At 48.4% G+C, this 22,789-nt stretch carries 33 protein-coding genes, 1 tRNA gene and 1 pseudogene; 34 read left to right on the top strand and 1 reads right to left on the bottom strand.

Annotated features, from left to right (window positions below):
* Window positions 1-23: 23 nt before the first annotated feature.
* From ACFI32_RS04850 to ACFI32_RS04735, 24 genes and pseudogenes are all read left to right on the top strand, one after another.
* A complete protein-coding gene (locus tag ACFI32_RS04850; RefSeq protein WP_462625377.1) occupies window positions 24-347 on the top strand; it encodes a helix-turn-helix domain-containing protein in 324 nt (107 codons plus the stop codon).
* Complete coding sequence (locus ACFI32_RS04845; protein ID WP_462625376.1) at window positions 344-2,620, top strand: transposase; 2,277 nt, start codon at window positions 344-346, stop codon at window positions 2,618-2,620. Before ACFI32_RS04850 ends, ACFI32_RS04845 begins: the two co-directional genes overlap by 4 nt.
* Window positions 2,621-2,710: 90 nt before the next feature.
* Window positions 2,711-3,490, top strand: a complete 780-nt coding sequence (locus ACFI32_RS04840) for an AAA family ATPase (RefSeq protein ID WP_462625375.1) — start codon at window positions 2,711-2,713, stop codon at window positions 3,488-3,490.
* Between the two features lie 89 nt (window positions 3,491-3,579).
* Window positions 3,580-4,287: a hypothetical protein gene (locus ACFI32_RS04835; RefSeq protein ID WP_462625374.1), complete on the top strand. Its 708-nt coding sequence runs from the start codon at window positions 3,580-3,582 to the stop codon at window positions 4,285-4,287.
* Window positions 4,280-4,594, top strand: a complete 315-nt coding sequence (locus tag ACFI32_RS04830) for a hypothetical protein (protein WP_462625373.1) — start codon at window positions 4,280-4,282, stop codon at window positions 4,592-4,594. The genes ACFI32_RS04835 and ACFI32_RS04830 overlap by 8 nt, the downstream gene beginning before the upstream one ends.
* Window positions 4,582-4,998 carry a hypothetical protein gene (locus ACFI32_RS04825; RefSeq protein ID WP_462625372.1) on the top strand — a complete coding sequence of 139 codons (417 nt, stop codon included), beginning with the start codon at window positions 4,582-4,584 and terminating at the stop codon, window positions 4,996-4,998. The genes ACFI32_RS04830 and ACFI32_RS04825 overlap by 13 nt, the downstream gene beginning before the upstream one ends.
* A 1-nt stretch (window position 4,999) precedes the next feature.
* Window positions 5,000-5,239: a hypothetical protein gene (locus tag ACFI32_RS04820; protein WP_462625371.1), complete on the top strand. Its 240-nt coding sequence runs from the start codon at window positions 5,000-5,002 to the stop codon at window positions 5,237-5,239.
* Window positions 5,240-5,242: 3 nt separating this feature from the next.
* Complete coding sequence (locus ACFI32_RS04815) at window positions 5,243-5,518, top strand: hypothetical protein (protein ID WP_462625370.1); 276 nt, start codon at window positions 5,243-5,245, stop codon at window positions 5,516-5,518.
* A complete protein-coding gene (locus ACFI32_RS04810) occupies window positions 5,511-6,167 on the top strand; it encodes a DUF3164 family protein (RefSeq protein ID WP_462625369.1) in 657 nt (218 codons plus the stop codon). The genes ACFI32_RS04815 and ACFI32_RS04810 overlap by 8 nt, the downstream gene beginning before the upstream one ends.
* Before the next feature lie 87 nt (window positions 6,168-6,254).
* Window positions 6,255-6,530, top strand: a pseudogene (locus ACFI32_RS04805) (HU family DNA-binding protein); the annotation flags it as partial.
* 71 nt (window positions 6,531-6,601) lie between these two features.
* Complete coding sequence (locus ACFI32_RS04800) at window positions 6,602-6,994, top strand: DUF2786 domain-containing protein (protein WP_462625368.1); 393 nt, start codon at window positions 6,602-6,604, stop codon at window positions 6,992-6,994.
* Window positions 6,991-7,311 carry a hypothetical protein gene (locus ACFI32_RS04795; protein WP_462625367.1) on the top strand — a complete coding sequence of 107 codons (321 nt, stop codon included), beginning with the start codon at window positions 6,991-6,993 and terminating at the stop codon, window positions 7,309-7,311. Before ACFI32_RS04800 ends, ACFI32_RS04795 begins: the two co-directional genes overlap by 4 nt.
* Window positions 7,308-7,538, top strand: a complete 231-nt coding sequence (locus ACFI32_RS04790; RefSeq protein ID WP_462625366.1) for a hypothetical protein — start codon at window positions 7,308-7,310, stop codon at window positions 7,536-7,538. The genes ACFI32_RS04795 and ACFI32_RS04790 overlap by 4 nt, the downstream gene beginning before the upstream one ends.
* A gap of 184 nt (window positions 7,539-7,722) precedes the next feature.
* The gene (locus ACFI32_RS04785; RefSeq protein ID WP_462625365.1) at window positions 7,723-8,160 is read left to right on the top strand and encodes a gp16 family protein; all 438 of its coding nucleotides are present in this window, start codon (window positions 7,723-7,725) and stop codon (window positions 8,158-8,160) included.
* Window positions 8,150-8,557 (top strand): Mor transcription activator family protein, encoded by a 408-nt coding sequence (locus tag ACFI32_RS04780; RefSeq protein WP_462625364.1) that lies wholly within the window; start codon window positions 8,150-8,152, stop codon window positions 8,555-8,557. The genes ACFI32_RS04785 and ACFI32_RS04780 overlap by 11 nt, the downstream gene beginning before the upstream one ends.
* Before the next feature lie 190 nt (window positions 8,558-8,747).
* Window positions 8,748-9,530: an N-acetylmuramidase family protein gene (locus ACFI32_RS04775; protein WP_462625363.1), complete on the top strand. Its 783-nt coding sequence runs from the start codon at window positions 8,748-8,750 to the stop codon at window positions 9,528-9,530.
* A gap of 2 nt (window positions 9,531-9,532) precedes the next feature.
* Window positions 9,533-9,880, top strand: a complete 348-nt coding sequence (locus ACFI32_RS04770; protein ID WP_462625362.1) for a hypothetical protein — start codon at window positions 9,533-9,535, stop codon at window positions 9,878-9,880.
* A complete protein-coding gene (locus tag ACFI32_RS04765; protein WP_462625361.1) occupies window positions 9,873-10,070 on the top strand; it encodes a TraR/DksA C4-type zinc finger protein in 198 nt (65 codons plus the stop codon). The genes ACFI32_RS04770 and ACFI32_RS04765 overlap by 8 nt, the downstream gene beginning before the upstream one ends.
* Window positions 10,070-10,393 (top strand): hypothetical protein, encoded by a 324-nt coding sequence (locus ACFI32_RS04760; protein WP_462625360.1) that lies wholly within the window; start codon window positions 10,070-10,072, stop codon window positions 10,391-10,393. The genes ACFI32_RS04765 and ACFI32_RS04760 overlap by 1 nt, the downstream gene beginning before the upstream one ends.
* A 13-nt stretch (window positions 10,394-10,406) precedes the next feature.
* Complete coding sequence (locus ACFI32_RS04755; protein WP_462625359.1) at window positions 10,407-10,718, top strand: hypothetical protein; 312 nt, start codon at window positions 10,407-10,409, stop codon at window positions 10,716-10,718.
* A gap of 2 nt (window positions 10,719-10,720) precedes the next feature.
* On the top strand, window positions 10,721-11,263 hold the full coding sequence (locus ACFI32_RS04750) for a DUF3486 family protein (RefSeq protein ID WP_462625358.1): 543 nt from the start codon (window positions 10,721-10,723) through the stop codon (window positions 11,261-11,263).
* Window positions 11,263-12,843: a hypothetical protein gene (locus tag ACFI32_RS04745; RefSeq protein WP_462625357.1), complete on the top strand. Its 1,581-nt coding sequence runs from the start codon at window positions 11,263-11,265 to the stop codon at window positions 12,841-12,843. The genes ACFI32_RS04750 and ACFI32_RS04745 overlap by 1 nt, the downstream gene beginning before the upstream one ends.
* Before the next feature lie 31 nt (window positions 12,844-12,874).
* A complete protein-coding gene (locus ACFI32_RS04740; RefSeq protein WP_462625356.1) occupies window positions 12,875-14,512 on the top strand; it encodes a DUF935 domain-containing protein in 1,638 nt (545 codons plus the stop codon).
* Complete coding sequence (locus ACFI32_RS04735; protein WP_462625355.1) at window positions 14,513-15,868, top strand: phage head morphogenesis protein; 1,356 nt, start codon at window positions 14,513-14,515, stop codon at window positions 15,866-15,868.
* Window positions 15,869-15,870: 2 nt separating this feature from the next.
* On the opposite strand, the gene ACFI32_RS04730 is transcribed toward ACFI32_RS04735, so the two are convergent.
* A tRNA-OTHER gene (locus ACFI32_RS04730) sits at window positions 15,871-15,966 on the bottom strand.
* 53 nt (window positions 15,967-16,019) lie between these two features.
* On the opposite strand from ACFI32_RS04730, the gene ACFI32_RS04725 reads away from it, so the two are divergent.
* The 10 genes from ACFI32_RS04725 (at window position 16,020) to ACFI32_RS04680 (ending at window position 22,702) form a co-directional block, all read left to right on the top strand.
* Entirely contained in the window at window positions 16,020-16,502 is a 483-nt protein-coding gene (locus ACFI32_RS04725; RefSeq protein ID WP_462625354.1) for a phage virion morphogenesis protein, read from the top strand.
* 352 nt (window positions 16,503-16,854) lie between these two features.
* Complete coding sequence (locus ACFI32_RS04720) at window positions 16,855-17,973, top strand: phage protease (RefSeq protein WP_462625353.1); 1,119 nt, start codon at window positions 16,855-16,857, stop codon at window positions 17,971-17,973.
* Window positions 17,974-18,003: 30 nt separating this feature from the next.
* A complete protein-coding gene (locus tag ACFI32_RS04715; RefSeq protein ID WP_462625352.1) occupies window positions 18,004-18,483 on the top strand; it encodes a hypothetical protein in 480 nt (159 codons plus the stop codon).
* 52 nt (window positions 18,484-18,535) lie between these two features.
* Complete coding sequence (locus tag ACFI32_RS04710) at window positions 18,536-19,444, top strand: Mu-like prophage major head subunit gpT family protein (RefSeq protein WP_462625351.1); 909 nt, start codon at window positions 18,536-18,538, stop codon at window positions 19,442-19,444.
* A gap of 84 nt (window positions 19,445-19,528) precedes the next feature.
* Window positions 19,529-19,960, top strand: coding sequence for a phage protein Gp36 family protein (locus ACFI32_RS04705; RefSeq protein ID WP_462625350.1), 432 nt, complete (start codon window positions 19,529-19,531; stop codon window positions 19,958-19,960).
* 8 nt (window positions 19,961-19,968) lie between these two features.
* Window positions 19,969-20,568 carry a phage protein Gp37 gene (locus ACFI32_RS04700; RefSeq protein WP_462625349.1) on the top strand — a complete coding sequence of 200 codons (600 nt, stop codon included), beginning with the start codon at window positions 19,969-19,971 and terminating at the stop codon, window positions 20,566-20,568.
* A gap of 18 nt (window positions 20,569-20,586) precedes the next feature.
* Window positions 20,587-20,877: a hypothetical protein gene (locus ACFI32_RS04695; protein WP_462625348.1), complete on the top strand. Its 291-nt coding sequence runs from the start codon at window positions 20,587-20,589 to the stop codon at window positions 20,875-20,877.
* 9 nt (window positions 20,878-20,886) lie between these two features.
* Window positions 20,887-21,555, top strand: a complete 669-nt coding sequence (locus ACFI32_RS04690; protein WP_462625347.1) for a hypothetical protein — start codon at window positions 20,887-20,889, stop codon at window positions 21,553-21,555.
* Between the two features lie 15 nt (window positions 21,556-21,570).
* On the top strand, window positions 21,571-22,170 hold the full coding sequence (locus ACFI32_RS04685) for a phage tail sheath C-terminal domain-containing protein (RefSeq protein WP_462625346.1): 600 nt from the start codon (window positions 21,571-21,573) through the stop codon (window positions 22,168-22,170).
* A gap of 16 nt (window positions 22,171-22,186) precedes the next feature.
* Window positions 22,187-22,702: a phage major tail tube protein gene (locus ACFI32_RS04680; RefSeq protein ID WP_462625345.1), complete on the top strand. Its 516-nt coding sequence runs from the start codon at window positions 22,187-22,189 to the stop codon at window positions 22,700-22,702.
* Window positions 22,703-22,789: the final 87 nt, after the last annotated feature.

Raw genomic sequence — 22,789 nt, 5'->3', positions numbered from 1 at the left:
CGGGGCTGATTGGAGTTATTACTATGCAACCTTATGCCTTTGACGCGTACCCCTTGTTTGCTCAATTTGAGCGTCTACCCGACGGTGGCTGGCATCCTGAAGACATCAAGGCCGCTATTCGTAAGCGCGGCGTGACTTTGGCTGAGCTATGCACACAGATGGGTGTGCCAAAGAACTCTGCTAGTAAGGCACTGGCTGAGCCGTTTACGCAAGGTGAGCTGGCTATCGCTGAATATCTCGATGTGCCTGTGCAATTGCTGTTCCCTACCCGCTGGACAATAGGACAAGAACGCGTTAGACCACGGTATGCGGACAAATATACCACGGTTGCGGAGTTGTTGTCATGAAAAAGTATTTAAATTCTGATGAAATCATTGAGCTTAATATTCCTGACTTCCCTACTACTCGCCAAGCAATTAGCTACAGAGCTAAGAAAGAAGGTTGGAATTGGCACTACGACAAAGAACATGAAGGTAGAGGCCGTCCCAAACGCCTTTATGAAGTGCCTTTGCATTATCAGGTTGCAAGTATTAACGATGATGAAAAAGTACCCAAAAGTAATTTTTTAGGTACTACCGAGATTACCGCTACCGATAATGGTGTATTTGCTAGCGCGGCCATACTTGCCGACTGGCAACGAGACTGCGCTATTGCTCGCATCGCTGTGGTGCGCTATGTGCTAAAGGCGGCTGAGCTAACAGGTAAAACCAAAGCGGTAGAAGCCTTTGCCAAAGCAAGCAAGGAGAAACGCTTGGACGATACGCTGACCGCGACACTGAAACGCGCCAACTCTAAGAGCGGGGCTAAAAGCGGCGTTAAAGAGGGTCGCGGTAATGTGAGTCGCCGCACGCTGTTTGAGTGGATAAAGGCGTTTGAGACCAGCGAGTCTAAGCCTGATGCCAGCGCGGTGGCGTTATTGGCTCCTAAAGCGCGTACGACGGAAATACCGCCGTGGGCTGGAATGCTGCTCAAACTATGGAGTGACCCTGCCAAGCCTGAGCTTGCCGAGGTGATGCGCCGTATCGAAGCGGCCTATGCTAACAGCGCTGTCGAGATGCCAAGCTATCATCAAGCGCGGTACTTTTTGGATACGCATATTGGCAATGTCGAGCGTGAGCGCGGGCGGATGGGCAGTCGTGAGATTAAGAACATCAAGCCTTTTGTACGCCGTGATACGACTGTTTTGCTGCCGTCTGATGTCTACACGGCAGATGGACACACGTTTGATGCAGAAGTGGCGCACCCTGAGACGGGAAAACCATTCCGTCCTGAGATCACTACGGTATTGGATGTACATACTCGTATGGTGGTGGGTTATAGCATTGATTTAGCAGAGTCTGGTCTTGCGGTACTAGACGCGATATCCAGCGCAGCAAGTGATTACGGCATACCTGCCATATTCTACGTAGATAACGGCTCTGGCTATAAAAACGCCATGATGAAAGACGAGTCAACGGGTCTGATGACACGTATGGGTGTGGAGGTGAAACACTCTATCGCCTACAACTCACAAGCGCGCGGGACTATTGAGCGGGTGCATCAAACGATATGGATACGCTTAGCTCGCAAACTGCCTACCTATATAGGTGCAGATATGGATAGCCAAGCCAAGCAGGCTGTGTTTAAGAAAACCCGCAAAGACATTAAAGAGTTTGGTGAGTCTAAGCGGCTTATCGGCTGGGATGAGTTTTTGCAAATCGCAAAAGAGGCCGTTACTACCTATAACCATGAGCCGCACAGTGGTCTGCCCCGCCGCTACAACCAAACTACAGGACGCCGTGAGCACCTAACGCCACAAAAAATGTGGGATGAGCAAGTTGACGCGATGACCAAAGCAGGCACTGGGTTGGTTGTCGTATCAGATGCTGAGCGCGATGACTTATACCGTCCGTATGTACAGCGTAAATGCCTACGCGGTGAGATCAATCTGTTTAGTAATAAGTATTTCTCACGCGATCTGGAGCAGTATCACGGGGAGATCATGCTGGTCGGTTATGACATCCATGATGGCAGTAGAGTCTGGGTACGTGACCTCACCCATCGCCTGATCTGTATCGCTGAGTTTGAGGCGAATAAGAAAGGCTACTTTGCCGAACATGCGCTGGGTTATGCGCGTGAAAAACGTGCGCTTGGTCAAGTGAAACGGGCGCAGGTGCATGTGGATGCAGCGCTTGAAAACCTTGCGCCGCATCGGGTGCTAGAGCATGTAGAGGGTCAGATGATGCCAAAGGCTGATATTGAACGAGCGCAAGCGCGGCTAAATGCCAGCCTTGCCGAGATCGAAGATGCGCCGCTGATAGAGCCGAATGTGTCAACGCAGGCGGCATTTGAACGCCTAAACAGTTTAGGCGCAGATGACAAAACACAGCAGGCACAAGCGCCGATAGCAGAGGCGCAGCAGCCAAAAGTAGCTCCAAGTGGGCAGTCTGAGCAGGACGCAAAATTTGAGCGTTGGCTGTTGCTAGATGCTCAGGTGAAAGTAGGTGATGCACTGGAGGCAGCGGATACGGACTTTTACGAGCTGTACCCTGAATCTAAGATTTTCAAAATCAAACTGCGTGAATACAGCGACGCTCATGAAGCCGAGCATGGCACGCGACCATTTTTTAAGTGGGGTTAGCTATTTAGGTAGCCCTAAAAAGGTGGCGGTAGCCACTGTAATGACTACCGCCTGATCAAGTACGCATACTCAATCATAGGAGATTAAATCATGCGTGAAGTAATGAATAATGTCAATACTGGTATGACGCCCACGGCTGCTGGAGTGGCGCAAGTCACGAACGTGGCTGTGTGCTTTGAGGCGATAGAACGCATACAAAGCCGCCATCCGAGCTTGCCTGGTATCGGGGTGTTTTATGGCCCGTCAGGTCTTGGTAAGTCTGTCGCTGCGGGCTATATCGCTAATCGCACTAACGCCTACTATGTACAAGCGACCAGTATTTGCACACGCAAAAGCTTTTTGGAGTCGGTGCTGCGTGAAATGAGCATCCCTGCTGCAAAAACGGCTAGCGAAATGCTGGGGCAAATCGCAGAGGAGTTGGCAAAGTCTGGACGCCCGCTAATCATTGATGAATTTGATCATCTGGTAAGTGGCTCCAAGGTAGAAATGGTACGCGATATCTACGAGTCGTCACAAGGGACGATACTGATCATCGGCGAGGAGCAGCTACCGAAAAAGCTAGAACGCTGGGAGCGGTTTCACGGGCGCGTGCACAGCTGGGTCCCTGCACAGCCTGTAACGGTCGCTGATGCTGCCTTGCTTGCACCGATCTATGCGTCAAAAGTGTCTATCGAGAGCCAAGTGCTTGAGCAGCTGGTCGGCGCAGTACGCGGCTCAACACGCCGTACTTGCACAAACCTTGAGATGCTGGGGCAACGGGCACTTGAGTGCGGTATACGCTCTGTGACGATGAGTGATATCGAGCAGCTACTGCCTAATGGCTTTATCACTGGTCAATCCCCCAAACCACGCTCATTTGCACTACATTAAGGAGAAACTTTATGTGTTGTCGTTGTCAAAACTCAATCGAATGTGACTGTCAAAACCATACCTATCAAAAAAACAACTGTCAAAACGGTATGACTATTAATATAAACCCCCTCCTCTCTGTGTCAAAGCCGCGTACTATCGTGCGTAGCGACTACGAAAAACTGTGGGACATGCTGCGTGCATCAGCGGATGGCGTCATCATCCGCGATGTGCCACGCACTATCCCTAGTATCAATTATGATAAAGCTAAGGCTTGGCTTGGCGCGTTACTCAGCGCAGGCTATGTCTCACGCGAACAAATTGGACTCACACGTAAGCTGCCGACCTATCGCTATCAGCTGATACGCGATATCGGTCAAGCACCGCCCCGTATTGATAGCAAGGGCGCGCCAAAACCGCCATCTGTCAGCGAGACTATCTGGCGCACTATACGCATCCTCAGAACTTTTAACGCTAATCAAATCATTGCTAGTGGCTCAACGCCTGAGCTGGTACTCAATGTCGCCAGTGTGCGCCAGTACCTGCGTCATCTTTATAGTGCGGGGTACTTACAAGTACGCCAAGCGGGGCAAGCCAAGCAGCTGGCCATCTATCAGCTGATACACAACACTGGCCCCAAAGCGCCTGAAGTACAACGCGGTAAAAAAATCTATGACGGTAATCTCGGCATGGTCGTGTACGACCCTGAGACCGCGCTTGCACCCTCGCACCAGTTGGAATCTGAGCAATCTGAACAAAAAAAAGAAGCTCGAGCTCGAGCTAAACAAGCCAAACGGGAGGCGCGTCGTCATGTCTAATACTAAAGCCACAAATATACCCGCGCATCTGACGACGCTTGAGCGCAGCATCGTTAAAAATACGCATACCACGCTACTGGATACAGCCATAGCGCCGCTAAAAACCGATGATAAATCGGTAGAAAAGTATTTGAAAAAACAGCGCGAACGGGCAGCCATTGAAAGATTGCCAACCTTTGAGCATGCCGCTGCTACTGACATCGAGCGTTTGCGCGGCGAGGTGCAACGATTGCACCATCTAATCACGCTGGTGATCGTGATGTTACTGGTCATTGGGGTCGTAGGAGGTGCGCTATGTCTGCTATAGAAACGGTGACTATTGATAATACCGCTAGTACGGCTGCTGATGCTGACTGTCGAAACCCACAAGGCTGGAAATATTATCCAGTGACGGCTGCCAATTGGATCGCGGCGTGTCATGAGGAAAAAGAGACGCTGGGCATCTCATATGCTGAAATTGCAAGGCGTATCGACTATGCACGCCCCAGCCTGAGCCTTGCACTCTCTGGGAACTATACAGGCAATACCAAGACCATTGCTGATGCTTATATCACTTATCGTACACAGGTCTTATGTCCCTATGCTGGTGAGACAGTCAACCGTCAGTACTGCACGGATCATGCGCTTGCTGATGCGCCGACACATAATCCTGCGGCTCTGCGCCATTGGCGCGCGTGTCAGGGCTGCACGCATAAGCCTGATGAGGTGTGATATGTCCTGCATATACACAACAAGCCTGAAAGTGCTGGATGTGTTAGCCGATGCACCCGCATTTGTGAGTGATATCGCGTCTGAAATAGGCGTCTCACCAGACACGGCAGACTCGTTGCTGCGCCGACTACACAGTAATAAAGACATTGTGCGCCGTCGATTTCATGTGACGACACGGCGCACGCGCTGGCTGTATATGCTGCCAGCACACGCTGAATTAATGACAAACAAAAAGGACTAAACCATGAGTAATCACTTTTCAAACGAAGCACAGCAAGCAGGTGAATTACACAGCCATATTTGCCATGACTTATTGGCACGTACTGTATCACGTCTATCGCCTGACCTGCTGACAGAGCTAAATAAATCAGCCAGAGAGTTTATGCAGCTCAACGAGCAAACCACCTGTGAATCAACACAAGCGCTAAATGCGGTTGTACAAGAAGTAGTGAAAGGATTAGTAACTAGCATTACCCAAACTGACAACTTAAGAGCTGATAAGGAATCTAACCATGAATAATCAAAATCAAAACACCGTTGCTAATACAGCGCCCCAACTTACGCCTATCGACGTCGTTGCTTATATGGAGAACTCAAAGGGGCATCTAATCCCCATCGACAAAGTTAAACCCGTCGATAAGCTGCGCGACGAGCAAGTCAAGTCCATGATTGATGCTGCAAAGGCGCTGCATCAAAACATGCAAGAGACAAAGCGCACGCTGTTTGCCGCCTTTAACGATTTTGTGGCGCTATCAGCGCAGGAATATAATGTGCAGCTGGGTGGTAAGAAAGGCAATACGACGCTGCTCAGTTATGACGGCAAGTATAAAGTGCAACTGGCAATATCTGAGAACATCGTCTTTGATGAACGGCTGCAAGTCGCAAAAAAATTGATTGATGAGTGTCTGACCGACTGGACGCAGGGCAGTAATGACAACATTAAGGCGCTGATCAATCAAGCATTCCAAGTTGATAAAGAGGGCAAAATCAGCACGCATCGTGTGCTTAGCCTGCGCTCATTAGACATCAGTGACACAAAGTGGCTGCGTGCTATGGAAGCTATCAGCGATGCGGTACAAGTGACGGACACAAAGGAATACATAAGATTTTATGAGCGCGACGACGCTGGCGCTTATCATCAAATCTCGCTTGATTTTAGCAATGTATAGAAGCTTTTAACCCTACTGTCTAACGATACCCGTGGGCTACGCACTGCTAGCCTACGCTATTAAACCAAACAATATAAAAAGGATAAGACCATGAATAAGCAAGAATTAATCAAAGCCATCGCCGCTGATGCAGGCGTCACACAGACCGCAGCCACTGCGATGCTCAAATCGTTTGAGAGCCACGTCAGTAAGGCTTTGGCCGCTGGTGATGAGGTAAAAATGGTCGGTTTTGGGACATTTAAAGCTGTACCGCGTGCTGAGCGTGAAGGCCGTAATCCGAAAACAGGTGAGCCTGTATTGATCCCCGCTGCCACTGTACCGCGCTTTGTGGCAGGTAAGACATTGAAAGATGCGGTGAATTGATACACCTTCAAACGGCATTTAAACAATCATAAAAGGGCTGGCTGTTAGCCAGTCTTTTTTTGGAGAAGATTATGAGTGATATAGATAAAAAACGCATTATGGATAAGATCATCCGCTGCTTAGCACTGAGCAAGTCAAGTAATGAACATGAAGCAGCCACGGCTTTACGTCAAGCCCATGCGATGATGTCACAGCATAATATCAGCATGGATGATGTCAAACTGGCTGATATTAAGTTTAAGGCATCAAGCACGCGTACTGCGCGCAATCCTGCATTGTATTTAGCATGTCTTGCAGACATGATAGCGGAATTGTTTGGCTGCAAAATGTATTTGGGGAATGGTGAAGGTGGGCTTAAGTATGTGCCTGTATTTTGCTTTGTTGGCTTAGAGATGCACAGTACGATAGCGAGCTACGCTTATGACTCTTTAGCCCGTCAGCTGAAGCACGGCTTCACTATATGAAAACTGAGCTTAAACGGGTGCGACTTGCTAAAAACAAGACAGCACGAGCGGATGCGTTTTGCATGGGCTGGGTAGCGACTGTCGAACAGCTGGTTAGTAAGCTTGTACCACCTACAACTGACATACCTATGATTGAATATGCAATGAAACGAGAATTATCACTGAAAACTAAAAATGCGGTGGATAGAGTATCTAAAAATAGAGCAGCGTCTGGCACTGATGATTTTTATAACGGTATTGTCGCAGGCAAAAATGCCAAGCTGCATCATGCGATGAATGGACAAGGTGACAATGGTCTGATTGGAGTTAAGTTATGAATGACAGTCATGAAAAATGCGATTCAGTATGCCCGAAGTGCAAGCGTGAAGTTACGTTTACCCCAGTGCACCCGCTAAAACCAGATAAAGACTGCTTTTTGGGTGGTTATATTTGTGCGTGTGAGGTGACACTGATGATGGATTATGAGGTCGCCAGTCAGAATGTTATTGCAAGAGAACTCAGTGATTGGCGTATACATGAAAAGGTGCTACGCAATGAGCACTAAAAAATACTAACGGCGAAAAATTGATATGTGAGGTAAGTATATGTATTGCAGCCCGCTACTTGTTAGCGGGTTTTTTTTGTTTAGAACTACTGTTTAAAATAATCTTACCTCATAACTCTAAACACTCGCTTTTGTCTATAATAATAAACATCTATTGAATCATATGCTTATGCGAGGTCAGCAAATGGCGTACTCTCCTCAAAAACGTAAGATGATGCAGCTCGTGCATATCGGCAAAAATCAGCTGGGGCTGGACAACGGCACGTATCGCGAAATGCTATATCAAGTGACAGGTAAACACTCAAGCAAAGACTGCACAGCAGCAGCGCTACGTAAGGTCGTTGATCATATGGAACAGCACGGCTTTACCGTGACACCTGCCAAAAAGCACACCACCAAAAAGCCAGACGCAGCGGCTGCCAAAAAAGCATTGATAGATAAGATTGAAGCGCTACTAACAGATGGCGCTAAGCCGTGGGAATATGCTGAGACAATGGCAAAACATATGTACAAAGTTGATGCACTGACGTTTTGTACACCCCGTCAGCTGCGCGGCATCATCACCGCACTGGTTAAAAATCAGCAGGCACTAGCAAAAGCGGCGGTAGTGGATGACCGATAATAATACTAAGACTTACCAACAGCTAGAGATGCTGATCGGTCATGATGCTACCGAAAAGGTGGTGGCTGCTTTTCGGGGTCAAGAACTTTATATGTATGCGCCTAATAAAATTGATGATAACCATGAACTGGCACGAATAATCGGCGTCGAAGCAGCGCGGCGGATGTGTCATTACTTTTACGGCAGTCATCTGACAATACCGATGCAACGCGCAAAAAATCTGGCTGAACGTAATGCTGAGATCGCGCAGAAATACAAAGCAGGCACCAGCAAAAGCACGCTTGCCAAAGAATACAATCTGCATGTACGTACTGTACGCAAAATCATTGAAAATTATCGCAATGAACAAGCAAGGGCGGTATACGCGCGCAGACAGCTACGCTTGTTTGACTGTTAGCCCTTTTCTATTTGGTTAGCCTAAAGCCGTTAGATACCCCCGTATCTAACGGCTTTTTTGTGCCTGACAATTTATTTTTGAAATAAGTAAAACATCGGAAATGTATCACGTATTTATCGACGCTTGTTTTTGGGATGATAGCGGTATTACACAACTTTACTGCCCTATTTATCTGACTGCCGAGCTGACTATGACCCAAACCGCTATGACCAAACCAGCATTTTTTAACTGGCTGCGCTATCAGCAAGATTCAAAAATGCTGGTACAAGACAATGTCGATGCTGGGGATACATTTTTAGAAAAGTTTTCAGCTGACGAACTACAGGAGCTACTGGTACGCATCGGTTTGGCGCAGCCGCCTGTTTTGCTTATTCCCAATCCAAATCCGCCAAAAGTGCAACGAGATGACATCATTGCTGCTGCTAAGGGCATCAATGTACCTGCCGCGACCATTAAGGCGCTATCTGATGTTGAATCACCTAAGGGTGGCTTTAACAGCGACGGTACGCCAAAAATCCTATTTGAGCGTCATAAGTTTTGGCAGGCGCTGACTGATCGTAACTGGATTACCAAGCGTAATGAGATGTTTGAGAAGTATCCAGACATCTGTAATCCACGCTCTGGCGGCTATAGCGTACGCCCGCAATACGAGAAACTATTGATCGCAGCAACTCTCAACTGGGATGCCGCGCATGAGGCGGCGTCTTGGGGCTTTGGACAAGTCATGGGTTTCAACTGGCAGAGCCTTGGTTATGAGTCTGTTCGTGATTTTATTGAGCATATGTATACGTCAGAGGGTGCGCAGCTTGATGCGGTGTGTCGCTATATCAAAGTCAATGGACTAGATGATGACTTGCGCCGTGAAGACTGGCCAAGTTTCGCGCTGGGCTATAACGGCTCAGATTATCAGCGCAATGGCTATGACAAAAAAATGGACCGTGGTCATGCCCGTGCCAAAAAGAACGGATGGTGATAATGAAAGACAATAACCCCCAAACTAACGAGCGCCACTTAACCATTGATGAGCTGCCAAAGCCTAATCGTGGTTCTGGTGAAAGTATCGTCTATATCGACGACGCTGGGTTTTTACCCGCACAGTACGGGCAAATTACGCCTGAACCTAAGCATTGGTATCAGTCAAAAACCATCTGGTTTAACTTGATCATTACTGCGATGACGCTAGCAACATCTGCCACACCAAGCCTTGAGACGCTAATGACGCCTGAAGTTTATGGCGTACTGGCGACAGGCGTGGCGTTTATCAATGCCATCTTGCGTTTACTAACGGGTAAGCCGATCAAAGGCGGTATAACGCGTGGGTGACATTATTGATGATGCCAACAAAATCGCGGCTGTGCATCTAAACGCAGCGCTGTCACATATCAAAACGGCTAAGGCTAATGATATCGCTGACTGTATCGACTGCGGTGACCCGATTGGTGCTGATCGCAAACATGCTGCCCCACATGCCAAATACTGTATTGAATGCCAGCAATACCATAAGGATTCGTGATGACATTAGAGTTAGAAGCCTATCAAGTTATTGTTCTGCTGGCGACGGTTGCTGGGTCAATTTTTGGTACAGGGAAAGCCTTGTTTGCGCGCTTTGATGCGTCGTTACGTGAGCGTGATGACACGCTAGAGGTCGCTATTAGCAATGTATCAAAGCAGCTTACACAGCAAAGCAATGATGTGCGTCAGATTGAAAAAGACCTATTGCTATTAAAAGCTGAGCTGCCCGAAAAGTACTTAACCCGCGCAGACTTCAACCGCACTTTTACCGTGGTCGAAGCCAAGCTTGACCGACTCTATGAGTTACTTAATCAGCAAAAATAAATAAGGATAACTGATGTCTATTGACCTTAATAAAAGCCGCCGTGAGGGTATGCGCTGGTATTTGCTGGTCGCTATCCACCGTGCCGAACCTTTAGGGTGCGGTGATGTCATGCTAAAAACCATCATGGACGACATTTACGGCAATGTGACACCGACGGAGCTGCACCAACAGCTTAGCTATCTTGAAATGCGTAAGATGGTTGCTTTGACTAAAAACCCTGATGGGCACTGGCACGCACGCTGTACAGCATTGGGTGTTGATGTTGTTGATTATACAGTGGACTGCCGCGCTGGTATCGCTCGCCCCACTAAATACTGGAGCTAAGCATGGCGCGTGAAAGTGCAGTAGACCAGCTCACGCCTGAGCATTTGCAGCTATTCAAGCAGCGGCTTGAGGATTCAGGTTTTAAAAACTACCAAGATTTAACGGACTGGCTGACCGAGCTTGGCTATCAGATTAGCAAATCTAGTGTCCACCGCTTTGGCAAAAAACACGAGCAAAAAATGCAAGCGGTGTCCCTGTCTACGCAAGCCGCCATCTATATGGCTGAGCGTAATCCTGATGACGCAGGGGCGCTGTCGTCTACCGTTATTACCATGATGCAGTCAGAGTTTTTTAACGCGCTGGTGCAGCTGCAAAGCCTTGATGATGATACTGACCCTATGGAGCGTATGGGCGCCCTGTCCAAAATCAGTAAGGGCATTGCTGAGCTGGGCAAAGCATCGATCAATCAAAAAAAGCATCAAATCGAAGTCCGCGAAAAAGCGCAAGCGGCGGCGGACAAGGTTGAGCAAATCGCTAATAAGGGCGGACTGACGGGTGACACCGTGCAAGAAATCCGCAAGGCCATTTTAGGGATCGCAGACTGATGACCACAACGCAAACAGCCCCGCCTCTGCTCGATGCCAATTATGAGCTGGAAGCACCAGCGGTATTGCTACCGTATCAGCAAAAGTGGCTGGCGGACGAGTCACAGCTTAAGATTGCAGAAAAGTCGCGGCGTATTGGTCTGACATGGGCGGAGGCTGCGGACTGCGCGCTGATTGCGGCATCTGATAAAAAATCAGGTGGGCAAAATGTCTACTATGTTGGCTATAACCAAGACATGACCGTTGAGTATATCGAAGCCTGCGCAATGTGGACGCGGTCGTTTAACTATGCAGCCTCTGAGATTGAGGAAGGTATTTTTGTCGATGAAGACGGCGACAAAGAAATCAAAACCTACACGATCCGATTCCCAAAAGCCAAAAACCGCATCACCGCGCTATCAAGCCGACCATCCAACCTACGCGGTAAGCAAGGCGTAGTGGTTATTGATGAAGCAGCGTTTCATGAAGACTTGGCGGGCTTAATCAAAGCTGCCTTAGCGTTGCTTATTTGGGGCGGTAAAGTGCGTATTATCTCGACGCACAATGGGGATGAGAATCCCTTTAACGATCTCATCCAAGAGGTACGCGCGCTTAAACGTAGCGGCACAGTGCATAAGACCACGTTTGCCGAGGCTGTCCAGCAAGGGCTGTATAAGCGCGTGTGTCTGCGGTTGGGTCGTGAGTATGACGCGGCTGAGGAAGCGGCGTGGGTGGCTGAGGTCTATAAATTCTATGGTGATGATGCTGAGGAAGAGCTGGACGTCATCCCCGCGCAAGGCTCAGGACGCTGGCTAACAATGGGGCAGCTAGAAAAGCTGCAAAATGAAGACAGTCAAGTAATCCGCTTTGTACCGCCTAAAGGTTTTGAGCTGTGGACTGAGGATGCCCGTAACACCCATGTAGATAAGTGGTTAGAAGAAGTTGCCGACCCTGTATTGCTAACGCTAGACAAGACCCACCCGCATTACTATGGACTTGATTTTGCCCGTCATCGTGATGCCTGTGTGATGTGGTGGCAGGCTGAGAGGCTAAACACAGGACGCTACTGCCCGTATGTGCTGGAGATGGAAAAAACACCCTATAAGCAGCAAGAACGCATCTGTATCCATGTGATTGAGCGTACCCCGCGATTTAATCAAGGGGCGAATGATGCCAGTGGTAATGGTGAGTATCTGGCTGAAGCCCTACAAGTGAAATTTGGGGCGCACCGCATCGATGCTGTAAAACTTAGTGAGGGCTGGTATGCCGAGCATACACCGCATTTTGGCGCGTGTCTCACAGACGGCACGATCGAGGATATGCCCGCTGATCGTGATATCCGTGATGACCACTTGCTATTTACTAAAATCAAAGGCGTGGCGCGGATACCTGCTAAACGAACCAATAGCAGTACTGGTAGTAAACGCCACGGTGATAGCGGTATCGCACATTTGCTCTGTGACTATGCGAGTAAATCACCAACGCCTGAGCTTGAATGGACGCCAGTGCCAATTGATAGATCAGAGATGCCACGCGGAATGCGTGATGTGTTTGAAAAGCTTGTATCGCTTAGTGGCTTTTTAGGCACGGGTGGTTGGTAGTTTTGGTTAATACGATTTTTAAGGAATATCAATGTCATTTTATGCAGCGCTGAAATCAGCCGCGCCCATTGCGCAAAAACAAATTAAGCGCTTGCTTGGCTCACAAGTACAAGCCACTGACGACCGCGCTCACGTGTGGGAGCGTCCAGAGCTATCGCATCCAGCGGTAGGACTAACACCCGCTAAGTTGCACCAACTGCTTACAGGCGCAGAGTCTGGCAATATGAACGATATGCTGTCGCTGTTTGAAGACATGGAAGAACGTGACAGTCATATCTTTGCTGAGCTAGATAAGCGTAAGCGTAGCCTATTGTCCCTTGATTGGTACGTCAAAACACCTGAAGGGGCAACCGCCGCAGAAAAAGAACAAGCAGCGACTATCCAAACGCTCATGCACGCGATCAATGATTTTGACATTGTCATTAAAGACGCGCTGGATGCCATTGGGAAAGGATTTAGCGGACAAGAAATCAACTGGGTGCGCGACGGCAGTACTTGGTATGTTGAGTCGCTAGCATTTGTGCAGCCCCAGCGCTTTGTGATTGCCCCTGATAATAAGACGCTGATGCTGGGTAACGGCATTGATGCGCCAGAGGCGCTTTGGGATCATGCGTTTTTGATGCACACGCACAAGGCCAAAAGCGGCTATCTAGTGCGTGGCGGTCTGCATCGTATTCTTGCATGGCCGTACGTGTTTAAAAATTACTCAGTGCGTGATTTGGCTGAATTTTTGGAGATCTATGGTCTACCAATGCGTCTAGGGACGTATCCCGCAGGTGCGACCGAATCTGAAAAGTTTACCTTGTTACGGGCAGTAATGGAGATCGGACACCGCGCGGCAGGCATTATCCCGCAAGGTATGCAGATTGATTTTAAGGAAGCCGCTAAGGGCAATAGTGATCCGTTCGAGTCCATGATTAAATGGTGCGAGCTGTCACAGTCTAAAGCTATCTTGGGTGGCACGCTGACCACACAAAGCGATGGTAAATCTAGCACTAACGCACTTGGTAACATTCATGAAGTGGCGCGGATTGAAATACGTGATAGTGATGCTAAGCAGCTCGCAGCGTCTATCAGTCGCGATATCGTAGCATCAATGATGCGCCTGAATTATCCGAGCGTCCATCCTCGCCGTTATCCAAAGTTTGCGTTTGATCTATCAGAACCTGAAGATATCACGACTTTTAGTGAAGCAATCCCTAAACTGGCTGGTGTTAACGGTATGCGAATCGGTGCTAAATGGCTACATGGTAAGCTCAATATACCAATGGCGGCTGATGACGAGGCTATCCTGACCATCGGCACTACTGCCACACCTACTGCGCTGAGCGCCGCACTAAGCGCACAAGCGGCATTGAATACACAAATGGACACGGTTAAACGTGAGCGTACCAATATCGCACGCGCTGAATCAGGTATTGATGCTGCCCTGTCTGATATCGCCTATACGCAAAATATCACCGATATGAGCGCGGTACTGGGGCAAGCGATGGTCGATAAGCTATCGGTTGCAACCAGTTATGACGAAGCGCTGGCGCTATTGTCCAATGCCGAGCCAAACAAGGCGGTCGATGAGCTAGCGGCTAATCTTGAGCAGTACTTGTGTGCCGCTGGACTGTGGGGCGCTTTAAATGAGCAACCGTTAGAATTACCCGCTGGAGGCGCATAAATGCCTGATTCTAACGCTACCTCTAATAATATTAATCTGCAAAGCCTGTTCAATCGCCGCCCTGATGATGCCATCAAATACTTGCAAGACAAAAAGCCGCAAGCGTCCATTGACTACGCAGAGGTACAAGGGCGCGCGCATGACCATGCGTTCGTCGTTGCTAAGATGACTGACATGGATATGCTCAAGCAAGTGCAGCAGTCACTGGTCGAAGCAATGGAAAACAATATGTCCTTTGCCCAGTGGCAGGCGTCTGTCGAGCCAATGCTAAAAGAAAAAGGCTGGTGGGGCAAAAAAAATATTGAGCTGCCTGATGGCAGTATAGCCCCAGCACAGCTAGGTAGTGACCATCGACTAAAGCGTATTTATGAAACCAATATCAATCAGGCGTATCACAAGGCGCGCCGCCATGATGGTGACTACGATATCTATCCCTATGCAATGTGGATATCACGCGGCGATAACCGTGTGCGTCCTAGCCATCAATCGCTAGACGGACAAATATTTCGCCGTGATGATCCTTACTATCAGTCTATTCGCCCGCGATGTGCATGGGGCTGCCGCTGTGATGAGATACTACTGACTGCTGAGCAAGCGGGACAATATGGCGCACTCGATGGCTATACGATATATGACGATATCAGCGAATATGTGACTACTGAAAATGTCATCGTACAAGGCACGTATGGCGCTTACACTGCCCCTGTCAATGTCATGCGCTTGCCTAATATGCCCGTGTACCGTACTGACCCTGGTTGGCTACACGTAGGCGATACGCTACCCATGCAGCCAATGCTGGATAAAGCAGGACAAGCACCTGCGCTGCTGGGCGCTAATAGTATGCAAGCTGTACTTGCTCGTGAGTCGGTGCTGGGCCGCTTTAATGACGATGTAAAAACATGGGTCGATAGTGTTGACCCAACGCGCCCTCGTGGTGAGTTTCGTCATGTTGGCGTAGTACGTCCTGAGTTCGTACAAAAACTGGCAGATGAAAAGGGACTGGCGCTAGAAAATGCGGTGATTACTTTGCATGACCGCATCACGTTGCAGCATTTGGATCGGGCACATAAGAGACATGATCCTGCATGGGTCGCGAATATCGTGCGTAATTTGACGGCAAAGCATGATTTGTATTGGGACAACATAACCAATGCACCCGTGCTAGTGTTTGATACACCAGACATCAGCTACAAATTAATTGTCAAAATGAACGAGAGGATAAAGGGTCGCGATGTCGTAGAAGCAAAACAAAATTACATCGGTAATGTGATACGTACTATCTCGCTTGATACCGCTAGTAACTTAAATAACGGCACGAACTATACTCGGCTGTTGAGTACGGTTGATAGTAAATAGAAAGCACTGGGCGGGAATCGAACCCACTACACACGGCTTGGTGGTTATGCTGATAACCACTAATGCAACCGTCCTCGTACCATTATGAGTACCAATGCTTGTTGCTAGCGTAACGTCAATCGCTGTCAATATCAACAACTTAGGGCGACATATGACAGTATCAACGATATTAATTACAGATGAGCTACAACGCGTACTTAACCAAGCCGCACGGCAAACCAGCAACACATCGCCGCTCATGCGGACGATACGCGCGCAGCTGATGAGTCAGACGCAGCAGAACTTTCGAGCGCAGGGTCGCCCTAAATGGCCCGCGCTGTCCGATGTCACCATCAAAAACTATGAGCGCTTGGGAATCAGTACAGACGGGCTACTTAGGCGCTCTAATTCGTTATATAACAGTATTCAAACCTTTAGTGATGCTACCAGCGCTACTATCAGTGCAGGTGGTGGTAATCAATCGGGCGCGTATGCTGCGATACAGCAATGGGGTGGTATGGCAGGTCGTGGCCGCAAAGTGAAGATACCAGCGCGGCCTTATATACCCATTGACGCAAATGGCAACCTACAAACAGAAGCGGTCGACGGTGTACATCAAGTCATTATGGCGCATTTGCGGCGTAGTTTTAGATAATGACTCAAACATATGGTAGATGAATAGCGTTAGAGGGTCGTTAGATTTACGACTATCAGGCGCAAAAGATAAAACGCGGTGATTGCTCTACTTATAAATTGAACGCCCCTAAATGGGCGTTTTTTTATGTTCATGCAAAAACTCAAAAAGTCGGAAATGCGTCCCGTATTTATTGGCGCTTATTTTTGCCATCATAAGACTTTATGACAACAACGCTAAGTGCTTAAAAATCAGTGTGTAAAAGCAGTGTGTAAAAGCAGTGCTTTTTTTATACGCGCCTCAGGAAGGGTTATGTAACGTTTGCTGATTATCCCAACCACTAAAACAAATAGACAAATTGATAAGAGATGCTATGGCCAAGCCGTCAACCCATACCGCAACAATCGGTAGCAGTACCCACATTGCCGCGCTGTCGTTAGAGATTACAGCCAGCCGCGCACCGCAAGGGTATTTTTTAGTATTTCCAGCGGGCAAAACGCGCAGTGGTGACGGCTCAGGTCGTCCGTCCGAGTGCGACGCGTGGCTACTTGATGCCAGCAATGGCTATGCACTGGCTGACCTACTGAATGCGCGCCCGACTGATATGGTTATTGATTATGAGCACCAGACGCTACACGCGCAATCTAACGGACAGCCTGCGCCAGCGGCTGGGTGGCTTGCCGCTGGGCAGTTTGAGTATATCGACGGCGTGGGGCTGTGCAACCGCGCACCCAGTTGGACGACCAGAGCGACACAAGCCATCGCTGGTAATGAGTACCGCTATAAATCACCCGTGATTGTTTATGACACCGACGGTTATGTGACCAACATCATGAACGTCGCCATCACCAATCAGCCCGCCCTATTGACGCTCGATGAGCTGACCGCACTGTCTGCCAAATTTAATGTAAACCAAAAACAGGACACAGAAATGAAACCCTTACTTGCTTATGTCATTGCCGCTCTTGGTCTTAAAGAGACTACAACAGAAGACGAAGCCGTTACCGCGCTCAGTGCGCAAGTCGATGACTTCAAAACCAAAGCTGCCACCGCCAAAGTTGACGTTGATGCAGACAAGCCACTGGCAGCTCTATCTAGCGTATTTGCGCACAGCGCTGAGCCTGACCCAGCAAAATACGTGCCTGTCGCAACGATGACCGAAACAGTAGCGGCATTGAATGCACAAATTACCGAGCTGCAAGGTAATCAAGTTGACCCTACTGCTGAGCTATTGACCGCGGCGCTGTCTGATGGACGCCTACTGCCCGCACAAGAGAAATGGGCAAAGTCTTACGCCAAGTCAGACCCCGTAGGTTTTAAAACGTATCTGGATAATGCGCCCGTCATCGCTGCACTGAATAGCAAGCAAACGCACGGTAAGCCCGACCCTGTCTCTGGTGACAAAATCACAGCGCTGTCCGCTGAGCAAAAAGAAGTCGCGGCAGCAATGGGTCTGTCTGATGCGGACATGCTCGCACAGCTCAACGCATAAACCACACTTTATAAATAAAAGGATAAGTCAATGATTAACACCCCTTACCGTGAGGGTATTTCTATACCTTTAATCGTAGCTGCTGGTGTCATGATTACTGAAGGCGAGCTGGTCGCAACTGATACCGAAGGCCACGCTGTCCCTGCCACTGATGCAAGCGCCCAGTACTTGATGGGACGAGCTGAATCAACAGTGACTATTAATGCCGATACTACGCCAACTAAAGGTGGCAACCCTACTGCTATGCAAGCCAATGCCACGATTACTATCACGCGCAATCGTCAATTTTTACTGAGCAACGATGCCACCAACCCTGTAACTGCTGCTGACATTGGCAAAGTCGTCGTGCTGAATGGCAAAAACACGGTTGCAAAACCTGTCGAGGGCGGCTCGGCTGACGCGCTTGGTGTTGGCGTACTGATGGGCGTGGACTACAGCGGCAAAGTATGGGTCGATGTGGGCGGCGCGCCTATCGGGATTGTCGCTGGCTCTGCTGGTCCAGTGGTTTAACGCATCCGCTCAGCTCCAAGCACTAATAAATCAATAAGCTCAAGGACACACTATGAACGTCAATGCACCAACACTTAACGCTATCGCTGCTGGTCTGAAAAAGGTCTATAACGATACGTTTAGTAAGACCGATAGCTTTTATAAACAAATGGCAATGGTCGTACCTAGCTCAAACAGCCAAGAAACCTATGCGTGGCTACAAAATATGCCACGTATGCGTAAATGGGTCGGCGATAAAGTCATCAATAAGCTATCAAAGCAAGGCTACAGCATCGTTAATGATGATTTTGAAGTCACTGTCGAAGTCAAACGTAATGACATCGAAGATGACAATATTGGTCAGTACAACAATATGAGCCAGCAAGCAGGTTGGTCAGCCAAGCAGCTACCCGATGAGTTGGCGGCTGAGTTAATCAATCAAGGCCAAACCAATCTATGCTACGACGGTAAACCGTTCTTTTCGAGCACTCACCCTGTCACGGTAAAGGGTGAAGATAAGACCATGAGTAACGTGCATAACAAAGCACTGTCTGCTGAGTCTGCTGCTGCCGCAAAGGCGAGCTACGGTATTGGACGTACTAAGATGCGATCACTGACAGATTATGAAGGCCGCAATCTCAAAGTGCGCCCAAACTTGCTGATCGTCGGACCTGATCTTGAAGATACGGCTCGCACGTTGCTCACTGCCGACAAGTTAGAAAACGGCGACCAAAACATCTACAAGAACACAGCTGAGCTACTGGTCATTGACGATCTAACCGCTGGCACTTGGTATTTAGAAGATACCTCTATGCCAGTAAAAGCGCTGATTATCCAAGAACGCAAGAAGCCTGTGTTTGTCTCACAAACCGACTTAAACGCGCCTGATGTGTTTATGCGTGCTGTCTATAAGTTTGGTGCTGAAGCACGATACGGTGCAGGTTATGGCTTTTGGCAGTTGATGCTAAAAGGCTACGCGTAAACGCCTAATGTGAAAATCTAACGTCATGCAAAAAGGCTGGCGTTAGACATCGGTATTAACTTAACGGGAACAACAGGTGATGTAATGGGCAGTTACGCAACGATAGCGTCGATGATTGAGACTTTTGGTGAAGAAGACTTAATTGAAATTACCGACACAGAAAAACCTTTTACAGGTCAGATTAATGTCGTCAAATTGCAAAAAGCTATTGATGCTGCTAACGGCGAAGTCGATGCTCATCTGTCATCCAAACTCAGTGTACCCACTGTGGTCAACTCACCGTTCGTTCAAACGCTTGCACATGATATTGCACGATACCGAGCTGTGTTGGGAAATGCGCGCGAGAGCAAGCGTGACAAAGAACGTTATGACGATGCTGTTAAAAATCTCGAAAAGATTAACGAGGGCAAAAAAGGTACGGGTGCTAGTACTGTTGAAACGAATGCAGCGCCTAGTATTAACCTTTCGCAAATGACCTCAGGCCGTCCAAGTGTGTTTGGTAATAGCCTGTACTAAGGGGAATTATGCTGGATCAGATAGAACAAGCCATCAAGGACACGCTACACGAGTACAACCAAGCGCATGGCGGTGGTTTTGTACGCGGTATTAAGAGCTACGCAGGCGACTTTGATGCTGAGTCACCTGATGAGTTTGCGCAAGTTGTCGCCTCATTCCCTGCAATTTGGGTGACGTTTAAATCCTCAGCTAAGCCTAAAAAACTGGGTGCAAAAAAGCGAGAGCGTGATTATGTCTTTACCGTGCTTGTTGCCGCCAATTCTGGTCGCCGTGAGGAAACGAGTCGTCAAGGCGCATTTAAGGCGGATGGGACAATGCTTAATATTGGCAGCTATCAACTTATTAAGTTGGTCGAAAATGCGCTGCTGGGCAATCGTATGGGACTGGCTATCGATCCGCTGGATGATGGTGAGATTACGTCACTATTTAACTCCAAGACACGCGACCAAGTGGTGTCAGTCATTGCGTATGACTGGCATACCAGCGCCACGCTGACCAACCCTGATCGTGACGATGATGTGCCGTGGATTGAAACGGTCAATATTGATTATGTCTATACAGATGATGACCGCGTGCTGGCATCTGATACCGCCCATTTAAACCATTAAAAAACAAGGATATACAGTATGCAACGTACGCCAGGTATCTATACCAAAATCAATACACAAACGCAGCGGACAGGGCTGCCATCGCAGAATCACAGCATCGTGTTTGTAACAGGTGATGCCACTGCGCCCACTGTACCAAAGCCTATCTATGACACAGCCTCAGCCGATGCCTTGTGCGGTACTGACTCTAACGCAGGTCGCATGATGGCGGCAGCTTTGACGGTATCACAGGGGGTAGAGGTTGAGATTGTGGGCAGCCAAAACAAACAAAACGTGGCAGCGCCCAGTTACATCAAAATCGTGCAATAGGAGAAAATAATGCAGCTATCAGGATGTTTAAAAGTACAGATTGATGACAAAGATCCACAGATTTTTGTCATTACTGATGTATATACACACGAGGTCGAATCAGTCGTACCGCTATCTGAAGATAATACACGGCTCGTGGCCCTAATGAGCAATATATTTTTTGGTGTGACTACGTGGCATGACTCAATACCTGTAGCTTTACCTACTTCAGATAGGCAGATGATTGGCGACTATCGACTTGAATTAAATGGCTTGAATTATGTTGGCTATACATTTGAGGCAATTAAGTATGCGCTAACAGACGAGCTACTAGAATCAAACGATGTTGTCAGTGTTAATGAGTTTACAGAGCTAATGTATAACGCAACGCCAGACACGCTACAGTCAATCATTGATACATACGCAGTTGGGCCAGTAGGACTAATCATTAATACCAGTCCATCAGTTGTTAAATTCTTACCCTGTACACAGTCTGAGATTGATGCTCTGCGTATTGATGATCAAAATAATCCTCACGTCGATGCATATGATTATTTACTATCAAGCATCAATAACACAAGCACTCATGTTGCAGATATGGGGTTTTTGCAAGCACAGCATGACACAAATCAAGACTGCATTATATTTAATACTCAATGTTCATTTGTCCTACCACCACCTGATTTCTCCAACTTCTAAATTTAAGGACATCACATGACTCAACAAATCCCAATCATCGCCACAGCCCTCGCCATGCGAGCACTCATTGATGAAACGACCCCAGCCAGTTTTACCAAATCGATCTCCAACGTCCCTGTGCCTGGTGTCAATGGCATCGTTGCCCCGCGCACTTGGGACCTAGAAGACCCAAACACTGAAGTGGGCTATCTAAACGCCAACGAAGTGACCTCGGTCATTCAGCATGAAGGGTTTCGCTTTTGGGGCAACCGTACCTGCTCATCTGACCCACGCTTTGCATTTGAGACTGGTGTACTAACGGCGCAGTGGATGCTCGACACAATTATCAACGGCTGCTTTCCTTTCGTTGACCAGCCGATGACACCTGTGCTCGTGCAAGACATCATCGACTCTATCAACGCAAAATTGCGCGCAACTGTAACCAAAGGCTGGTTACTGGGCGCAAGCTGCTGGTACAACAACGAAGTGAACAACCCTCAAGACCTGAGCCAAGGGCTGCTCCGGATAGACTACGACTATACGCCAGTGCCCACACTCGAAAACTTGGGCTTGAACCAGCGCATCACCGACCGCTACTTGGTCGACTTTGGCAAGTTGATTGCCCAGACCGCATAACAAAAAGGACACTATCATGGCAAAACAGATGCCTGCAGTATTGAAAAATTTCAACGTCCGCATCGATGGTGACAGTCATGCGGGTACTGCCAAGACAATCACCCTACCTGAGATCGTCAAAAAGACTGAAGACTATCGCGCAGCGGGAATGATTGGCGATATCAAGTTGGACCTCGGTTTCGAAGCAATGGAAGCCACCATCAACTACACGGGTGTCGATGCTCGTCATATTGCCCAGCTGTCGTATTGCGGTGTGGATGCCCTCCCCATCCGCTATATCGGTGCGTATGAGCGTCAAGACACATGCACCCACGTCGTGCGTGACGTGTATATGCGCGGCTCAGTCACTAACTTGCCCCTCGGCGAAATGGAGCTTGGCAATATCAACGAACAAGAGCTGACATACTCAGTGACGTATCTAAAAATCGTCGATGATGGCGTACCGCTACTCGAAGTCGATTTTGTCAATGGCATCCTTATCGTTGCTGGCAAAGATATGACCAGTGACATCAATAGCAAATTAGGCTTATAAACTTTTGGCCAAACGTCACCGTTTAGATAAATGGCGATTAGCTAGTTGGTGAGGTGACGGCTCACCAAGGCGACGATCGTCCGATAG

This window comes from Psychrobacter sp. PSi21 (genome assembly GCF_054960615.1).
The sequence above is the reverse complement of the archived record's forward strand: the minus strand, read 5'-3'. Positions and strand labels throughout refer to the sequence as shown.

What these genes read in the sequence shown, in the direction of transcription:
- ACFI32_RS04850 (WP_462625377.1), top strand. Translation starts at nt 24, where the DNA reads ATGCAACCTTATGCCTTTGACGCGTACCCCTTGTTTGCTCAATTTGAG.
- ACFI32_RS04845 (WP_462625376.1), top strand. Translation starts at nt 344, where the DNA reads ATGAAAAAGTATTTAAATTCTGATGAAATCATTGAGCTTAATATTCCT.
- ACFI32_RS04840 (WP_462625375.1), top strand. Translation starts at nt 2,711, where the DNA reads ATGCGTGAAGTAATGAATAATGTCAATACTGGTATGACGCCCACGGCT.
- ACFI32_RS04835 (WP_462625374.1), top strand. Translation starts at nt 3,580, where the DNA reads ATGACTATTAATATAAACCCCCTCCTCTCTGTGTCAAAGCCGCGTACT.
- ACFI32_RS04830 (WP_462625373.1), top strand. Translation starts at nt 4,280, where the DNA reads ATGTCTAATACTAAAGCCACAAATATACCCGCGCATCTGACGACGCTT.
- ACFI32_RS04825 (WP_462625372.1), top strand. Translation starts at nt 4,582, where the DNA reads ATGTCTGCTATAGAAACGGTGACTATTGATAATACCGCTAGTACGGCT.
- ACFI32_RS04820 (WP_462625371.1), top strand. Translation starts at nt 5,000, where the DNA reads ATGTCCTGCATATACACAACAAGCCTGAAAGTGCTGGATGTGTTAGCC.
- ACFI32_RS04815 (WP_462625370.1), top strand. Translation starts at nt 5,243, where the DNA reads ATGAGTAATCACTTTTCAAACGAAGCACAGCAAGCAGGTGAATTACAC.
- ACFI32_RS04810 (WP_462625369.1), top strand. Translation starts at nt 5,511, where the DNA reads ATGAATAATCAAAATCAAAACACCGTTGCTAATACAGCGCCCCAACTT.
- ACFI32_RS04800 (WP_462625368.1), top strand. Translation starts at nt 6,602, where the DNA reads ATGAGTGATATAGATAAAAAACGCATTATGGATAAGATCATCCGCTGC.
- ACFI32_RS04795 (WP_462625367.1), top strand. Translation starts at nt 6,991, where the DNA reads ATGAAAACTGAGCTTAAACGGGTGCGACTTGCTAAAAACAAGACAGCA.
- ACFI32_RS04790 (WP_462625366.1), top strand. Translation starts at nt 7,308, where the DNA reads ATGAATGACAGTCATGAAAAATGCGATTCAGTATGCCCGAAGTGCAAG.
- ACFI32_RS04785 (WP_462625365.1), top strand. Translation starts at nt 7,723, where the DNA reads ATGGCGTACTCTCCTCAAAAACGTAAGATGATGCAGCTCGTGCATATC.
- ACFI32_RS04780 (WP_462625364.1), top strand. Translation starts at nt 8,150, where the DNA reads ATGACCGATAATAATACTAAGACTTACCAACAGCTAGAGATGCTGATC.
- ACFI32_RS04775 (WP_462625363.1), top strand. Translation starts at nt 8,748, where the DNA reads ATGACCCAAACCGCTATGACCAAACCAGCATTTTTTAACTGGCTGCGC.
- ACFI32_RS04770 (WP_462625362.1), top strand. Translation starts at nt 9,533, where the DNA reads ATGAAAGACAATAACCCCCAAACTAACGAGCGCCACTTAACCATTGAT.
- ACFI32_RS04760 (WP_462625360.1), top strand. Translation starts at nt 10,070, where the DNA reads ATGACATTAGAGTTAGAAGCCTATCAAGTTATTGTTCTGCTGGCGACG.
- ACFI32_RS04755 (WP_462625359.1), top strand. Translation starts at nt 10,407, where the DNA reads ATGTCTATTGACCTTAATAAAAGCCGCCGTGAGGGTATGCGCTGGTAT.
- ACFI32_RS04750 (WP_462625358.1), top strand. Translation starts at nt 10,721, where the DNA reads ATGGCGCGTGAAAGTGCAGTAGACCAGCTCACGCCTGAGCATTTGCAG.
- ACFI32_RS04745 (WP_462625357.1), top strand. Translation starts at nt 11,263, where the DNA reads ATGACCACAACGCAAACAGCCCCGCCTCTGCTCGATGCCAATTATGAG.
- ACFI32_RS04740 (WP_462625356.1), top strand. Translation starts at nt 12,875, where the DNA reads ATGTCATTTTATGCAGCGCTGAAATCAGCCGCGCCCATTGCGCAAAAA.
- ACFI32_RS04735 (WP_462625355.1), top strand. Translation starts at nt 14,513, where the DNA reads ATGCCTGATTCTAACGCTACCTCTAATAATATTAATCTGCAAAGCCTG.
- ACFI32_RS04725 (WP_462625354.1), top strand. Translation starts at nt 16,020, where the DNA reads ATGACAGTATCAACGATATTAATTACAGATGAGCTACAACGCGTACTT.
- ACFI32_RS04720 (WP_462625353.1), top strand. Translation starts at nt 16,855, where the DNA reads ATGGCCAAGCCGTCAACCCATACCGCAACAATCGGTAGCAGTACCCAC.
- ACFI32_RS04715 (WP_462625352.1), top strand. Translation starts at nt 18,004, where the DNA reads ATGATTAACACCCCTTACCGTGAGGGTATTTCTATACCTTTAATCGTA.
- ACFI32_RS04710 (WP_462625351.1), top strand. Translation starts at nt 18,536, where the DNA reads ATGAACGTCAATGCACCAACACTTAACGCTATCGCTGCTGGTCTGAAA.
- ACFI32_RS04705 (WP_462625350.1), top strand. Translation starts at nt 19,529, where the DNA reads ATGGGCAGTTACGCAACGATAGCGTCGATGATTGAGACTTTTGGTGAA.
- ACFI32_RS04700 (WP_462625349.1), top strand. Translation starts at nt 19,969, where the DNA reads ATGCTGGATCAGATAGAACAAGCCATCAAGGACACGCTACACGAGTAC.
- ACFI32_RS04695 (WP_462625348.1), top strand. Translation starts at nt 20,587, where the DNA reads ATGCAACGTACGCCAGGTATCTATACCAAAATCAATACACAAACGCAG.
- ACFI32_RS04690 (WP_462625347.1), top strand. Translation starts at nt 20,887, where the DNA reads ATGCAGCTATCAGGATGTTTAAAAGTACAGATTGATGACAAAGATCCA.
- ACFI32_RS04685 (WP_462625346.1), top strand. Translation starts at nt 21,571, where the DNA reads ATGACTCAACAAATCCCAATCATCGCCACAGCCCTCGCCATGCGAGCA.
- ACFI32_RS04680 (WP_462625345.1), top strand. Translation starts at nt 22,187, where the DNA reads ATGGCAAAACAGATGCCTGCAGTATTGAAAAATTTCAACGTCCGCATC.